This window comes from Marinomonas mediterranea MMB-1 (assembly GCF_000192865.1).
GTDB classification, from domain to species: Bacteria; Pseudomonadota; Gammaproteobacteria; order Pseudomonadales; family Marinomonadaceae; genus Marinomonas; species Marinomonas mediterranea.
This window is the reverse complement of sequence record NC_015276.1, coordinates 2,617,930-2,633,917: the sequence shown is the minus strand read 5'-3', so window position 1 is coordinate 2,633,917 and position 15,988 is coordinate 2,617,930. Positions and strand designations below refer to the sequence as shown.

14 protein-coding genes and 1 pseudogene are annotated in these 15,988 nt (G+C 45.0%); 11 read left to right on the top strand and 4 right to left on the bottom strand.

All coding sequences use genetic code 11. The features are described from left to right. Nucleotides 1–10 precede the first annotated feature (10 nt). Complete coding sequence (gene ilvY, locus MARME_RS12030) at nt 11–898, bottom strand: HTH-type transcriptional activator IlvY (protein WP_013661535.1); 888 nt, start codon at nt 896–898, stop codon at nt 11–13. A 192-nt stretch (nt 899–1,090) separates the two neighbouring features. On the opposite strand from ilvY, the gene ilvC reads away from it, so the two are divergent. Both ilvC and modF read left to right on the top strand, forming a co-directional pair. Then, nucleotides 1,091–2,563 carry a ketol-acid reductoisomerase gene (ilvC, locus tag MARME_RS12025; RefSeq protein ID WP_013661534.1) on the top strand — a complete coding sequence of 491 codons (1,473 nt, stop codon included), beginning with the start codon at nt 1,091–1,093 and terminating at the stop codon, nt 2,561–2,563. A gap of 99 nt (nt 2,564–2,662) precedes the next feature. Continuing rightward, nucleotides 2,663–4,123: a molybdate ABC transporter ATP-binding protein ModF gene (modF, locus tag MARME_RS12020; protein ID WP_013661533.1), complete on the top strand. Its 1,461-nt coding sequence runs from the start codon at nt 2,663–2,665 to the stop codon at nt 4,121–4,123. Nucleotides 4,124–4,361: 238 nt separating this feature from the next. Here the strand turns inward: modF and MARME_RS12015 are convergent. Next, nucleotides 4,362–5,301: pseudogene (locus MARME_RS12015) on the bottom strand (IS5 family transposase). A gap of 325 nt (nt 5,302–5,626) precedes the next feature. Between MARME_RS12015 and MARME_RS12010 the strand changes: the two are divergent. From MARME_RS12010 to MARME_RS11995, 4 genes are all read left to right on the top strand, one after another. Continuing rightward, nucleotides 5,627–6,142 (top strand): DUF4410 domain-containing protein, encoded by a 516-nt coding sequence (locus tag MARME_RS12010; protein ID WP_013661532.1) that lies wholly within the window; start codon nt 5,627–5,629, stop codon nt 6,140–6,142. A 245-nt stretch (nt 6,143–6,387) separates the two neighbouring features. Further along, the gene (locus MARME_RS12005; protein ID WP_013661531.1) at nt 6,388–6,654 is read left to right on the top strand and encodes a hypothetical protein; all 267 of its coding nucleotides are present in this window, start codon (nt 6,388–6,390) and stop codon (nt 6,652–6,654) included. A 287-nt stretch (nt 6,655–6,941) separates the two neighbouring features. Further along, nucleotides 6,942–9,689: a KAP family P-loop NTPase fold protein gene (locus MARME_RS21485; protein ID WP_013661530.1), complete on the top strand. Its 2,748-nt coding sequence runs from the start codon at nt 6,942–6,944 to the stop codon at nt 9,687–9,689. Beyond that, on the top strand, nt 9,686–10,633 hold the full coding sequence (locus MARME_RS11995) for a D-2-hydroxyacid dehydrogenase family protein (RefSeq protein ID WP_013661529.1): 948 nt from the start codon (nt 9,686–9,688) through the stop codon (nt 10,631–10,633). The genes MARME_RS21485 and MARME_RS11995 overlap by 4 nt, the downstream gene beginning before the upstream one ends. A gap of 58 nt (nt 10,634–10,691) precedes the next feature. On the opposite strand, the gene MARME_RS11990 is transcribed toward MARME_RS11995, so the two are convergent. Next, nucleotides 10,692–11,027, bottom strand: a complete 336-nt coding sequence (locus MARME_RS11990; protein ID WP_013661528.1) for a hypothetical protein — start codon at nt 11,025–11,027, stop codon at nt 10,692–10,694. Between the two features lie 259 nt (nt 11,028–11,286). On the opposite strand from MARME_RS11990, the gene MARME_RS11985 reads away from it, so the two are divergent. From MARME_RS11985 to MARME_RS11965, 5 genes are all read left to right on the top strand, one after another. After that, nucleotides 11,287–11,553: a type B 50S ribosomal protein L31 gene (locus tag MARME_RS11985; protein ID WP_013661527.1), complete on the top strand. Its 267-nt coding sequence runs from the start codon at nt 11,287–11,289 to the stop codon at nt 11,551–11,553. Next, entirely contained in the window at nt 11,553–11,696 is a 144-nt protein-coding gene (ykgO, locus tag MARME_RS11980) for a type B 50S ribosomal protein L36 (protein ID WP_013661526.1), read from the top strand. Before MARME_RS11985 ends, ykgO begins: the two co-directional genes overlap by 1 nt. Nucleotides 11,697–11,853: 157 nt before the next feature. Next, entirely contained in the window at nt 11,854–12,324 is a 471-nt protein-coding gene (locus tag MARME_RS11975) for a MarR family winged helix-turn-helix transcriptional regulator (RefSeq protein ID WP_013661525.1), read from the top strand. A 125-nt stretch (nt 12,325–12,449) separates the two neighbouring features. Beyond that, on the top strand, nt 12,450–12,875 hold the full coding sequence (locus tag MARME_RS11970) for an organic hydroperoxide resistance protein (RefSeq protein WP_013661524.1): 426 nt from the start codon (nt 12,450–12,452) through the stop codon (nt 12,873–12,875). Between the two features lie 90 nt (nt 12,876–12,965). Then, nucleotides 12,966–13,247, top strand: coding sequence for a YciI family protein (locus tag MARME_RS11965; RefSeq protein WP_013661523.1), 282 nt, complete (start codon nt 12,966–12,968; stop codon nt 13,245–13,247). 77 nt (nt 13,248–13,324) lie between these two features. Here the strand turns inward: MARME_RS11965 and MARME_RS11960 are convergent, their stop codons facing one another. Then, nucleotides 13,325–15,952 (bottom strand): GDSL-type esterase/lipase family protein, encoded by a 2,628-nt coding sequence (locus MARME_RS11960; protein WP_013661522.1) that lies wholly within the window; start codon nt 15,950–15,952, stop codon nt 13,325–13,327. Nucleotides 15,953–15,988 lie beyond the last annotated feature (36 nt).

Below are 15,988 nucleotides of genomic sequence, written 5' to 3'. Positions count from 1 at the left end.
AAATTGGACACTATTTACTTGTCATCAAACTCCAAAAGGCTTCTACCATTGGGTTCTCGAGGCTTTTATTTAGGGTGAATAAACCAATGTCGTACGGCGCGAGTTCTGGTTGAACGTTCCACACTTGCACGCGGTCTTTTAATGGACTGTTGTCCAACACGATTTTTGGCACAACGCCCACGCCAAACCCCAAACTCACCATACTAACAATGGCTTCATTACCGGCAACCTGCGCATAAATCGTAGGGGAGATGTCTTGCTTACGAAACCATTGATCAATGCTGTTTCTTGATACGCCTGCTTCTGACAAAATCATCGGAACCTTGCTCCAATGTTGTGCTGTTTCTGGCGGCGTGGTTGGCACGGTCGGTAAGTGCTGTTCAATGGGGGCGATAAAGACAAGAGGGGACATTGTAATGGGTTTAAACGCTAAGCTTTTAGCGACGGAAGTAGGGTGAGCAGCGATGGTAATGTCTTCCTTGCCATCTAGAATTCGGGCAATGGCTTCATCTGGATCTCCTGTATGGAGTTTGATTTCGATACCAGGGTGCACTTGTCGAAACTGATTAAGCAGTTCAAACAAAAAGCTGTAACTTGCAGTAACCGAACAATAAATACTGATTTCACCGTGCAATTGATCGGAGCTGTCGGTCAACTCGTGTCGAATGAGTCGCCATTGACTAACAGCATCGCGCGCATATGTCAGAAATTTCTTTCCTTCTTGAGTGAGCGTTACGGTTCGGTTATCACGCGTAAACAGTTCAACGCCTACTTCGTCTTCCAATTGGCGAATGTTTCTGGATAGAGCAGAAATACTGATATTGCATTCGTCGCTTGTTCGACCAAAATGCAAGGTTTCTGCTAACGCTAAAAAGTGTTTTATCGATTTTATATTCATAATGTCCATTCTAAATCAGTATTGCAAAAAATGGGACGTTATATTGCAAATATATCAATTTACGAAAGAAAGATAATTAATTAAAGTAACGCTTATTGTTTACATTGACCGCCAAAAGTCCTTGTAACACGTATTTAATATCAGTGTGGCTTGATCACTGATACCACTAAAACAGATTAGGAAATGCTTATCATGGCTAACTATTTCAATACTTTGCCGCTTCGCGAGCAATTAGAACAACTAGGCAAATGTCGTTTCATGGACAGCTCTGAATTTGCTGACGGCGTAGAAGCGCTAAAAGGCAAAAAAATGGTTGTGATCGGTTGTGGTGCACAAGGCCTTAACCAAGGTTTGAACCTGCGTGACAGTGGCCTTGATGTATCTTACGCTTTGCGTGAAGCTGCAATCGCTGAAAAACGTCAGTCTTGGAAAAATGCTACGGAAAACGGCTTCGTTGTTGGTACATACGAAGACCTAATCCCAACAGCTGATGTTGTATTGAACCTAACACCTGATAAGCAACACACTCCAGTTGTTAAAGCGGTTATGCCTCTTATGAAAGAAGGCGCTTGCCTATCTTACTCTCACGGTTTCAACATCGTGGAAGAGGGCATGCAAATCCGTGAAGACCTAACAGTAATCATGGTTGCTCCTAAGTGCCCAGGTTCTGAAGTACGTGCTGAATACGTTCGTGGTTTCGGTGTACCAACGCTTATCGCTGTACACGAAGACAACGATCCTAAAGGCGAAGGTCTTGCACTAGCGAAAGCTTACGCTGTAGGTACTGGCGGTCACAAAGCAGGCGTTCTAATGTCTTCTTTCATCGCAGAAGTTAAATCTGACCTTATGGGTGAGCAAACTATCCTTTGTGGTATGTTGCAAACTGGTTCTATCCTTTGCTTCGACAAAATGGTTGAAGAAGGCATCGACGCAGGTTACGCATCTAAATTGATCCAGTACGGTTGGGAAACAGTAACAGAAGCATTGAAATACGGCGGCGTGACTAACATGCTAGATCGTCTTTCTAACCCAGCTAAGATCAAAGCATTTGATCTTTCTGAAGAGCTTAAAGTGATCATGCGCCCTCTATACAACAAGCACCAAGATGACATCATCAACGGTACTTTCTCTCGCGTTATGATGGAAGACTGGGCGAACGATGATAAGAACCTTCTAGGCTGGCGCGCAGAAACGGCTGAGACTAATTTCGAGAAAACACCAGCAGGTGATGTTGAAATTTCTGAGCAAGAGTTCTTCGACAACGGTATCTTGATGGTTGCTATGGTTAAAGCAGGTGTTGAGCTTGCATTCGAAACGATGACAGCAGCGGGTATCATCGCTGAATCTGCATACTACGAATCTCTGCACGAAACACCACTAATCGCGAACACAATCGCTCGTAAGAAACTTTACGAAATGAACGCGACAATCTCTGATACAGCTGAGTACGGTTGTTACCTATACAACCACGCTTGCCTACCGCTTCTAGGTGACTTCATGAAAGACATCAAGACTGACGTAATCGGTAAAGGTCTAGATCTTGAAGACACTGGCGTAGACAACGCTCGTCTAATCGAAGTAAATGACGCGCTACGTAGCCACCCTGTTGAAGCAATTGGTGGTGTTTTGCGTGGTCACATGGCTGACATGAAGAAAATCGTTTAATCGGTTGATTCATTAGTCATACCTATAGAAAAGCCGAGTCGTAATTTGACTCGGCTTTTTAGTTTCTGTTCACACACTTTTTTGTTTGGTAAGTAAGATATGGATACTCAAAATAGCTTAGACGGCATTCGCCTAGAAAACCTAACCGTCAACTTTGATGAAAAATTTACGCTATGCAATATTGATTGGACAATTGAACCAAGCCAACATTGGGTGATCACAGGAACAAACGGCTCAGGTAAATCGGCGCTTGCTGCGATACTTGCAGGAGTAGGGGAGATTACGTCCGGTAAGATCGAAGGAGTACCGAAAAATATTGGGCTCGTGTCGTTCGAAGCTCAGGCAGAATTGATTGCCAATGAGCTTAAGAAAGACGATGCCGACATCATGGATGTTATCTCATTAGGAACACCCGTTCATGAAATGATCTTCACGGATTGTTTAGACCCAGAACTGGCGACTGAGCTGGTGGAAAAATTTGGCCTGACTTCGCTCATGGATCGTGCGTTTCGCAAGTTATCAACCGGTGAAACACGCAAGGTAATGCTTATTCGGGCATTATCGAACAAACCTGATCTACTGCTGCTAGACGAACCATTTGATGGGCTAGATGCAGACACCCTCGCCATGCTGCAAGCTCATTTGGCATCCATCATCGAAACCACGCCCATGATCATGGTGTTAAATCGTTTTGACGAAATGCCAGACTTTATTACCCACATCGCCTACATGGATAAACAGGGCGACAGCGCAGGACAACTGAAATACACCGTCAATCGACAAGATGACGTGGCTTATAATGAGCTTTACCAGTTATTGCACCTTAAAACGACGGATCTTGATGTCCCCGAGATGGATGAGAGCGAAAAACCGCCCGCGTTAGATCCAAGCCAGCCTTTAGTAAAGCTCACTGATATCAGCATCAAATACAGCGATACCGTGATTGTCGATAAGTTAAATTGGACGATTGAGCCCGGAAAACACTGGCAACTCAGCGGCCCAAATGGCTGTGGTAAAACAGGCATATTATCCCTAATTACAGGCGATCACCCACAGTGCTATGTAAACGACATCTTTGTGTTTGGTTTTCAGCGCGGTAACGGCGAAAGCATTTGGCAGATTAAGCAGTACATTGGCTATGTTTCCACCTCATTGCAATGGGAATACCGTGTCAGTACTAGTTGTCGAAACGTGATCATTTCAGGCTTTTTTGACAGTATTGGCATGTATTCACGGCCGTCAGATAAACAGAAAAAAATCGCAGACGAATGGCTAGCGTTGCTTGGTATGACCGACCGAGCGGATCAACCGTTCAATAAACTTTCTTACGGCGATCAGCGTTTACTTCTCATTGCCCGTGCGATGGTAAAACACCCACCGTTACTCATCCTCGATGAACCTTGCCTTGGACTAGACGACATGAACCGCCAACTGGTTTTAGCGCTTATTGAAAAGATCTGCGCAGGCTCAGAAACCACCGTCCTTTATGTAAACCACCATGCCGAAGACAAAATCAAAGGCATTGAAAACTACCTCGCCATGACGAAAAATAAAGGGTGAACTAAAAGTTCACTTTTACGAATGCTCCCTTGCCTTGAGATAGGGGGGGCTTAATAGCACCTACGGATTGTCAGATTCCCTCCCCTTACCAAGGGGAGGACTAGGGAGCCTACGAATAACTCAGTCTATTAGTCGCTCAGCGTTGAAGTTTTGCATTTGTGTTCTATAAACATAAATTTCGAGCGCTTTTAACGCCATTTTGAGAGTGTCATTTCCATTGTTTGGGACGCTAGACGGACTAACCCCGTGCAGATCGTATCAAGACGGCAAGCTTGTTGTCATTCTTCGACAAGCCTTTGTAGGCGACTTTTCGGAAGCCAAACTGGCATTATAGTATTCTAAACGGGTGCTCGACTTTGGCTCTGATACTGGCCTTTAAATACTCTGTTCGGATGGGGTTCTTATTTATACGAGGACGTTTCTTCCAAGCTCGTATCTTACTGGGCATTTCAGCAATCAACCAATCCAGCTTTTTTCTTTTAGTTTCCTCTCGTTTTTCTACACCACGGTAGCCTGAGTCAGCTGACACAAATGACTCGTCGCCATGTATGAGGTCATGGATTTGGTTTAGATCATGATCATTGGCGGGTGTAGTAGTAAAGCTATGCACTAAGCCGCGCTTTGCATCGACACCAATATGTGCTTTTAATCCAAAGAACCATTGATTTCCCTTTTTGGTTTGATGCATTTCAGGATCACGCGCATTCGATTTTTTTTTTGGTTGAGCTTGCAGCTTCAATAATCGTCGCGTCAACGATGGTCCACTTCCTTGAAGTGGACTCCTGAGTCAAACAACCATTTATTCACTTCTTTAAAGAGCTTACGACCAAGTTTATGCTTCTCAAGCAAATGACGGAAGTTCATGATGGTTATGTGATCAGGAATGGCACCCTCTAAAGACAAGCCTGCAAATAAACGCATAGAGGTTATCTCATACAGAGCATCTTCCATCGCGGGATCACTCATGTTGTACCAGTTTTGCATAAAGTGAATGCGTAACATGGTCGCAAGCGGGTAAGGACGTCGCCCGTTACCTGCTTTCGGGTAAAAGGGCTCTATTTGAGCTTCGAGTTTTTGCCACGGAATCAAAACTCATCCATTCGACCCAGAAAAAGCTCTGTGCGGGTTTTACGGCGTTTACTGGTGAATTCGGTATCTGCGAAGGAGAGTTGGTTCATGGTTGATTAGGAGTCTTGGTCGGCTTAAGTCGGTGAGATTGCCTCATGTTGCCGACTTATTCGCAGGTTCCCTAGCTACCCATAACTTAGTAATTAGGTGCTGTACACAGTACCCACGACATTGGCTTGAAGCGGAGGAAACACCAATTTATTGGAAAAAGTAAATAACATTCGATAAATCGGGGCTTCAGGAGGAGACTAAGTGGACGATAGAAAAATCGTCACTTGAACCAAAACTGTAAGGGATTTGGCTTGCCAATCTCCATATATTTGGGTGAAACTAAAAAGATAGAATTGTTATGTACTCATGGAGATTTAAGATTTAATGAAAAACTTTTTTTTGATCATGATCGTTTGTTTTATGACAGGCTGTGCGGCAAATGTTCAACAATCCGTAAAAACGTCAAACGTGCAGGATGGCACTATGCCAGATAGCATAACGCTTGATATATCCGCTTCTCAATCAGTTTCAAGAAGTAATGATTTATCAAAAAGTATCAATGAACTGAATCAATTAATTTCTACCGATTATAAAGGTAGCGTAATGCCTAAGGGCTCACCTAATGAAGCTGATATTTCAGTAGAGATAACTATTGAGCATTTTCGTTATGTTTCAGGTTTTGGCCGCCTGATGGCTGGCGCATTAATAGGCAATGCGGAATTAAGACTCAGCGTTAAACTTATCGATGTAGCCACCAATGAAGTCGTAAGTGAATCTCAGCTCGATACACGTTCAGGCTTTAGTGAAGGGCTGTTAGGCGCGACAACGTCGAGGCAATTAGAAGCGATGTCTAAAAAGATAGTTAGTATCATTAACTCAAGTGTAAATAACCACCAATAACGACCTTAAAAGAAGGCAAAGTGCTTGGCTTGCGCTCCTTCGGTGCTAATTTCAGTTAAGTTAAGCATTTTGTGTTCATTAGATATGCATCGTTAAAGCTAGACAATGTTGACGCAGAAGAAACTTCTAGTTTAGTAGGACTAAATTGTACAAGCGAGCTAGATTCACTGAATCGCGACATTGCTTATCGTTTTATATTTAAAGAGAACTAGTTTAAGAGTGGTAGTCTAAAAGGAGCAATTTAGATGAATCAATCTGACCCAAAAAAAGCCCGAGAGGCGATGCTAGCGGCTGTCGAAAACCAGCTAAAAGCGAATGATCCACCAAAGGTCAAAGAAACCTTCAATCGACTTGTTTCAATCGGCATTAGTAAACAAGATTCTAAGAAATACATTGCGTGCGCTTTGTCAGTGGAAATTTTCGGTGCCATGCAAAATCTCGAAGAATTTAACCCTCAAAGGTATGAGCAAAACTTAGACAGTTTGCCAGACATGCCGTGGGAAGATGAGTAGCCGATGCCTTGTCTGCATGAGCTAGTACAGCTCAGGCCTGATTACGTATTCTGCTCGTCTGTCACTCGCAACGCTGTTTTAACGTCATTATTGGCAAAGTCTACCCAAGTTTACCAATGCAAGGCCAGCTTCGGGTCTTGCTGCTTTTACCGCGCATCAAATTTAAATACTTCATCCCCATCGTCGACATCCATTTAAAACTGAGTGACGCTCGTTTTTAAAAACTGATATATTTGAAGGCATCTGCTTAACCTGCCTAATAATCACTGTCGCAAAAGGACATTGCTGTGCCAACAAACCAACCTCTCACTGTTGAAGAGAAAAGTAGTTTACAAGACAGATTAGAAAAACTCGATAAAGAAGCCATTTTGCTTTTTTCTGCCCGTTGTGCATTACGGGTGTTTCCATTATTAGCGCAAAAGAACGATCACAATGCGTCTTTTTATTATTGGGACGAGCAAGATAAAACCCGATGTTTGTTGGCTGTTTGGCGAGCATTACTGTTCTATTATCGCTATAATAAGAGTGACGCCAGAGCCGACGACGCCGCCGCCAGAGCCGCCTACGACGCCGCCGACAACGCCGCCGCCAACGCCGCCTACGCCGCCGACGCCAACGCCGCCAACGCCGCCTACGCCGCCGACGCCAACGCCGCCAACGCCGCCTACGCCGCCAGAGCCGCCGTCTACGCCGCCTACGACGCCGCCGCCGACGCCAACGCCGCCACCAGAGCCGCCAGAGCCGCCTACGACGCCAACGTCGCCACCAGAGCCGCCATAGCCGCCACCAACGCCGCCGCCTACGTGGATTATTTTCCAGATATTAGAACAGAGTTAGAATCCGATTTAATACAATTGAAAAAGGGCAACCGAGCTGTACTAGATCGCTTCCCTCTATGGCAAAAAACAGATCCAGACTATCTAAACTGGTTAGAAAAGCATCTTCCTGAGGCATTGAACGAGTTATCTGAAGAACAATCTGTACCAAACGTCAAAGCCATCATTGATGACATTTGGCCCATCTATAAGGGAATATTTGAAGGCAAACCAGATAAGGGAGCAATCAACCAAACACTTGGTCAACTGGAGTCGTTTTTTTCCCACAGTGATTCTGTTTCCGAAAAGAATAATGAGGATGAACCCCCATCCGAAGTGGATGTTAGCTCAGAGCAAAATAACGGCACGGCAGAACCACCTTATGATCAAGAAACGCCGATTGAGAGCATTGAAACTATCCCAGGTAATCGCCACAGCAGCCACCAACATGCGGCGGAAGATAAGCTCAATCGCCAACATTTAGTGAACAGCCTAGCAGCGTTATTGCGAGACAAAAACAACCCTCATCATCAAACCATCGGTTTATTGGGCCACTGGGGCGTGGGGAAAACTTCCGTTGTGGAGTTGCTAAAAACCGCCCTGAAAACAAGAATAGAAGCAAACGAGCCTGAGTTTCTATTTGCTGATTTTAATGCATGGGAATACGAGCACACGGACAACCTGCAAGCCGGTATTGCCCAAGAAATGATTAAGGCGCTTTCTAGCCCAGAGCCTGAGCCGACGTGTTGGGAAAGCACCTATTGGCCTCTTCGAAAAATCTGGCTGACTGCTCGGTTTGCATGGCGCCTTCATGGTTTAAAAGTATTGATCCCATTGTCCTTGTTTGTTTCGTCTCTCGCGCCGTTATGGATACCGGATTCGTTAAAAGAAGTATTATCCAATTTGGTTGAGCCATTGGGGACAGGCGTTGCCTCTATTTTCCCTTACGCTTGGATTGGCACTTTTTTGCTGCCTGCGCTAAAACATACGAAAGCCTTATTTGCGGGGCCATTGGCAAAAGAGTTGTTGACCTATTTAAAGCTGCCGAATTATGGCCAACACCTAGGCACGATTCCGGTGATGCGCGAGCACATTAAAAAGCTCACCAAAGTACGCCTAGGTAATAAAAAGCGTTTGCTGTATGTGGTGGACGATTTAGACCGTTGTGGGCACAAAGGCATTGTCAAAGTGTTGGAAGCGGTGCGTATGGTGTTGGATTTAGACAATGTGATTGTGGTGATCGCTGTGGATCAGCGGATTGCCCTTGCAGCGTTAGCCCTCCATTACAAAGAACTCGCTACACAGCACCACAATGAAGACCCTAAATTGATCGCCCGTGATTACTTGGCAAAAATCATTCATCTTCCGATCGTGCTTACGGAGCCAGATGATGCCTCTGTCACCCACTATTTAGAATACCTTTGGGATCAAACCAGTTCACCCGAAAGCAAAGAGCAGGGCGATGGCGCTTTAGCTAAAACGGATGACGGCTTGGCTAACGGATTGCCTAACGACAACACTGAGCGTGAAAATCAAACCAAGACTACAGAGAAAGTAAATCACGTTAGCCAAGAAGAAAATAATCCTCTCAAGACTGATCGAAATATTAACTCTGAAGCAACAGATGCTCCTTCTTTTACAGGAACGTTTACAGGGACTGAAGCTCATCCATCAACAGAGCCAGACAGGTTGAAAGAAACGCTTAAAGAGGCGCTTAAAAAAGAGTTTAAAGAAAAGTATAAAGAATTGAAGCAAGTCGAGCAGCTTACCGAACCACAAAAACGCGCTTTTGCCCACTGGATAAAACATTTCGGGCTGTCCAACCCACGTCAGATAAAGCGCTTACATAACAGCTATAACCTGTTGCTTAATCTATACCCTGATCAGGATAAAGAGTCCGTTGAGTTAACAAGGGAAGACGTTGAACCGCCATTAGCAGCGCACCATTTCCCGATGATGGTGACCTTGTTTGCTATGGAGTATTTAAATAACCTTGAAAGCATCACGATGCGCAAGGCGCTTAAAGAGCGTTTCAAACAAGAAGCTGGATCGAAAGACACAACTCCTGAAAGTGAAGAGCACGATAAAATCACGGACATCGTGATTAAACTAGGCCAAATGAAGGTGGCAGGGAAAACGGCGATAAAGGCCATTGAGCCTTTTGTGTTGCCAAGTATCGACATCGATGTAAATAGGGATAATGACGAGGAAGCCCCATGAAAATCGCGATTCTAGATGATTACCAAGACGTGGTAAAAAAACTCGATTGCTTCGCGTTGTTGAACGACCACGATGTCACGGTATTTACCGACACGCTTATCGATGAGGTGGCACTTGCTGAACGCTTGTTTGATTTTGACGCTTTGGTGCTCATCCGTGAGCGGACGCACATCACGGACAGCCTGCTTAGTCGATTACCTAATCTGAAGTTGATTAGCCAAACAGGGAAGGTGAGTAATCATATCGATGTGTCGGTGTGTGAAAAGCACGGTGTAAAGGTGTTGGAGGGAAGAGGTTCCCCTGTTGCGCCGTCGGAATTGTGTTGGTCATTGATCATGGCGGCTTCGCGTAACCTCCCTGATTACGTCGAACAATTCAAAGCGGGCGAGTGGCAGCAATCGGGCAGCCTTGATCTAGGAAGGACGTTAAGCGGACTCACTATTGGGATTTGGGGCTTCGGTAAAATCGGCCAACGTATCGCGAAATATGCCAGCGCATTTGATATGAAGGTCATGGTTTGGGGAAGTGAAAGCTCGCGTGATAACGCCGTTTCAATGGGGTTTACAGCGGCAGAAACGAAGCAGGCATTTTTCCAAAAGGCCGACATCGTTTCATTACACTTGAGGCTAAACGACGTAACTCGTGGGTGTGTTAAGCGCTCGGATTTAGATGTAATGAAGGCGGACGCTTTGCTAGTGAATACCAGCCGCGCCGAGTTAATAGAAGAGGGCGCTTTGTACGCAGCAATGGCGTCTAACCCGACCAAGCGTGCCGCTATCGATGTGTATGAAACCGAACCTGCTAATCTCGCAAACGAGCCATTACTTGGTTTGCCGAATGTCTTGTGTTCCCCTCATATTGGTTATGTTGAGCGCAACAGTTACGAATTGTATTTTAGCGTGGCGTTCGAAAATATCCTACAAGAGGTCGAGACCCATCCATAAAAGGTAAATTGGCGGGAGTGGCTGCTTGGAACCTCTCTCGCCTTATTGTCTTTGATAATTATACTTCTTGCAGCTTTCTTACTCGGCTTCCTACTCTTTTAGCCCAGTTAACATTTCCGTGTTGGAGTATCATAAAGTAGGCGTCTTCTTCGCTGTCTATTCCGAACATTTTTGCCAACCAGAGTTTGTCTAGTTTGTCGGTTTCTCTCACGTACTGTGCAAATGCGCTTGAAATAGTACGAAGGGCGGAATCTGAGTCATCATCCGGGTCAAGACCGTTTTGATTACAGATTATTGCTACATGGTCGAGGATTGAATCCCAGTTGTCATCAATTTTTGTTTCTAACACTCGAAAAATCAATTTAGTTAAAGCCGATACGATTGGATTGCTCATATTGTTCTCCTTTAGTGATCCTTGAGTTTTAATTGTCTGTTTTATGTACAGACAATTTGACGTTAGCATTCAAGCAAAATTATTGAAATGAACTTTTCGGAATATGAAATAGGTTTATATATCGCAGAGTAATTAACGAGAGTGTAGAGGCGGCTTATGAGATATAACTTATCTAAAAATACAAATGAAACTTGTTATCATTATTATTGTTATGATATAACATATCTTAACGATAGCTAGATAAACAAGGAGACTGACATTGCGTTCTAATATTCACCCTGATTACCGCAAAGTGGTATTTCACGACACGAGTGTAGATAAGTATTTTTTAATTGGCTCAACCATTCACACAACTCAAACCATTGAGTGGGAAGATGGTAATACCTATCCATACCACTCGATTGAAGTGTCTTCTGCGTCGCACCCTTTCTACACTGGTCAGCAGCGCTCCGCACAGTTGGAAGGCCGAGTACATAACTTTAAGCGCCGTTTTGGTGAGCGTAAACTGGTCGGAGGCAAGAAATAATGCAGGTTTTGTCTTCTTTAAAAAGTGCTAAAAAGCGTCATAAAGATTGTCAGGTCGTTAAGCGTCGTGGCCGCGTCTTTGTAATTTGCAAGTCAAACCCACGATTCAAAGCCGTTCAAGGGAAGGGCGGTAAGAAGCGATAGTAAAACGCGCTAAAGAGTACCTGCGCCGCAATGTCACAAACATTGCGGCGCTTACGACACATTAAACTGAGAAAAGAACGGATCAAAAACTTGCTATTAAATAGCGCGCTATGTAATATGATCACCATTGATAGATAAATGAGTGTTAGGTAAAGCGATGAGTGAGGAAAACAAACTAGTCCAAGCGTCCGAAAATGACGGGCAACTCGACTTGGACAACCAGCTTTGTTTTGCCTTATATTCAGCTTCGTTAGCGATGAACAAGCTTTATCGTAAGATGCTTAAACCATTGGACATCACCTATTCCCAGTATCTTGTGCTTCTCACTCTTTGGAAACAGGATGCGCTGTCCGTCACAGATATTGGGGAGCAGTTGTTTCTTGATTCTGCGACGCTAACGCCGTTATTAAAGCGCATGGAAAGTGCAAATTTAATCGAGCGTAGACGAAGTGAACAGGACGAGCGTCATGTCATTATTTCGTTGACGGAAGAAGGCAGGTTGCTCAAGGAGAAAGCGAAAGATATCCCAAACGAGGTGTTTTGTCATACAAACTGTGATTTGGACACCTTGTTGGAAACGAAAGCGAACCTTGAATCGCTACGCAAGAATTTACTGTCCCGTATTTAGGGTTGGTATTAAGTAAGGCAGAGATGCCTTTTTATTGACATATAAGTAGTGTGCTATTTAATAGTTGGCTATTTATTTTGGCGTATTTTATAACCGTATTTGATAAAAAACAGTAGGAGACGAAAATGTCCTTAGATTCTGTAGTATACACAGCACAAGCGAATGTTATTGGTGGTCGTGAGGGTCGGGCGACGGCAAACGATGGTGCCATTGACCTGAAACTGAGTACACCGAAAGTGCTGGGCGGCGCAGGTGGCGATGGCACAAACCCAGAGCAGCTTTTTGCCGCAGGCTATTCAGCCTGTTTTATGGGCGCTTTGAAACTGGTTGCTTCTCAACAAAAGGTGGTTATTCCAGCAGACACAACGATTGAAGGGATTGTTGGCATTGGTCCTGTTGGTCAGGCTTTTGGGATTCAAGTTGAGCTTAAAATCACGGTGCCAACTCTTGATAAAGCGTTGGTTGAGCAATTGGTTGCGACTGCGCATGAAGTTTGCCCGTATTCGAACGCAACACGTGGCAATATTGATGTCACACTAACGATCGTTTAAATCGAGACAAAACGAGTTTAACTGATTTAAGTAGGCTTTTGTTTTGTCGGTACGCGCTAGCATAGTCATTTACGTATAGGAGAGGTTCGAGTGTTTGTTGTTTCAATTACCTACAGTGTGGCGTTGAGTGAAGTCGATGCTTTGATACCGGATCATATCGCGTTTTTAGATCAGTATTATGAGCAGGGGAATTTCATTGCTTCTGGCCCTAAATTGCCTAGGACAGGCGGCGTGATCTTAGCGCAAGCAGAAAACAAAGAGGCTCTCTTATCGCTTTTGACTCAAGACCCGTTCTATAAAGCTGGCATTGCAAACTATGAGGTTACCGAGTTTGTTGTCAGTAAAAAAGCCCCGGCGTTTAGTTTCGAATAGTGTTCAAAGCCCAGCGCTATGCGTAATAAATACACATAGCGCTGGGGCTTTTTACGAAGGAATAAACTGCGCTTTCGCTAGCCTTTTCTTAACGCGTCGCGTATTAGCTTTCCGAGTAGACCATAACCCGCTAGGTTAACGTGCAATGGGTCATCATCATAAAAGGCGCCGCTTGGCGTTCCGTCTTGGTTAAGCATCGGTGAATGGAAGTCAATATAACGCCATTGATCGTCCTGTTCTATGGTCTGATATATCAACTCGTTGGCACGTTGAATTGCTGGAAGTAAATGCTTTCTAAATGGGCTCGGTTTAATGGATATAAAATAGCACTTCGTGTGCGGCAGTTGCTCATTGACTTCCGACATGAACAAGCGGAACTCATGAGCGACTTGATCACCAGAAGCGCTGCTTCCTATGTCATTATCACCCACATAGATGATGAGCGTGTCTGGGTTATGAACCGTAACGAGTCGCTTAAAATATGTTCTGCACGCAATTAGGCTGGCACCACCAAAACCTAAATTAATGATATCTGGCAAGCCGATGTCATATTCTGCGTCTTCCCAAAGTCGAAAGGTTGAGCTTCCGAACAGCGCGATTTTACTGCGTTGTTGCTTTTCCCAGAGTCGGCTTTCTAAATCTCTGACGTCCGTCTCGAACTCTTCTTCAATTGGGCTGACTAGGCCCGCATTGGTCACTAGCCCGTCTGGTAACGTGCCTGAATTTGACTGAACTAGATCAGCGAGCTCTCGAGCTTCTTCGACATAACCTCTGAATGTTTTGCGGTACTCGGCCAAAAACGTATTCATTTCGTCTTTGTCGTCGACGTTTTTAACGTAATCACTAATTTTAAAAGGCGGCTTGATTACTGCGGCGTAAGTCGTATGCGAAACCGGATAATCGAAGTTAGCCAGCGCAATCGGTACTAAATAAGGCTCAGGTTTGAGTTTTGCCGCTAATAAAAACGCACCTGATTTCAGTGGCCCGGGTGATGTTGTCGTAAGGTTGTCCTCGGTTTCTGATGTTCCTTCTGGTGCGATTGCCAGCGGTCGACCCTTGTCAAAAACACGTTGAGCCTCTAAAAATAGACGCTCTTTGCGTTGCTGTTTTTCTTCCGGTGTTTCGTCTATCCAATCGGAATCTGCGTTGTCGACAAAAATGTTATCGAGCCTTGCGTAGTAGCCATTACGCCAAAATTCCGTATTGCGACTAGAGCGAACGATGCGTTGTCCGCTGTCGCCGTATTTTGGTAGCAGTATTTTCGAACTGATGAACTGAGAGTCAATCGAGAACGCGTGGCCGTTGGCAAGGTCATTGTCCTCAATGGCGGCCAAATGATTGTAGAAGAATATATTCGTCGCGGTCTCTGGCAAATTCTCCATGCCCTTTATGACATAAGCGACTTGATCAAAGGCGCGGGCGAAATCTGAATTGGATAGCTCTCGGACTCGTTGTGAGGTCATGCTGGCTGGCGCGCCAGCAACGCGATTGTAGACCGCCGTAAGGCTTTTGAAAAAACGGTGCTGGCGTTCGACACCATGAAGCAAGTCAATCATAAGCCCAGCGATGGATCGTTCCGCATCGTTTCCATGAATGACCGCATCATAGATGGCGTTCAGAGCGTTGCCGACGGTAAAACGATTGCGCAAGCTATGAGGCGTGCTGTACAAGCTGGAGGTAACAGGGATGCGAGCTTTGTTGTCTTCAAGCAACGCTTCCATATGAGACGCAACGTCGTCGATTTCCCCATTAGCAAGACCGGCGGCGGTTTGTTGGTAGCGCCCAATTTGCCAGATTTGTTGTAGTAATAGGGTGCATGCCAATGACGGCGCTTCGTCGACTAAACGGCGCATGTTGTCTTCAGAGAGACATAACATGGTGGTATCACGCGAGGCGATCAGTGTATAAGGTGCGGGTAAACGTGAACGTCCGTTACTCCAAGACAGTGCCACACCTGGCCGTGCGACGGCGCGAGATTTTTGAGTCTGAGACTCTGAGCGGTTATCGGTAAAACTAGCAAGAAGGCGGCCTGAAAAGAGTATATTTACGTTGTTCGACGGCTCGCCTTCTTTGTTAATGGTCTCGCCTTTGGAATACAAGCGCAACTCAGAGAAGGGAATAAGCGCTTCAAGGCTTTCTTTTGTAAAAGGTGCGAAGAACGCTGATTCGCCAACGCGCCGGACAATATCGTAGTCAGTCGAGTGTGACACGCCTTTCGATACGTCTCCTTCTAGTGGAGTCGGCGATGTTTTTAAACCACGGGTTTGCCATAACAAAGAGGTTGCACAGGCTAGAACAAGAGAAAGAAACGCCGTCGCAAAAGCCGGGTCGCTAATGAATAACTCGCGCAGCTCTTTTAGCTGTAATGTAATGACTTCGCTTTTTTCCTCCACTTCAATTTGGGACATATAACGTCCCGGAGAGTTTAGGCCAGAGATACCCAGAGGCGAAAAGGCGACTTGCGTTGTTGCAATAGTGATCGCTTCAGAGGTTCTGTGTTTGGTAAATGTCGCTTTTCCATCCAGCAAAAAGCTTAAATGTTTCGCTATTCCGTTCTGTTCAGCAAGAACGGTTTGAGACGTAAAAGTAGTGCGAGAAGCGAGCGCTTCGAACTTTTCAATGGTTGCGTTGGACGCGTCGAAAGAAATATTTTGGTCGATCGCCTTAGAACGAAAAAGATCATACAGTGGAGTCTCTGCTGGCATGAACGTGAATCCTTTTCTGACTATTAGACTTTCATA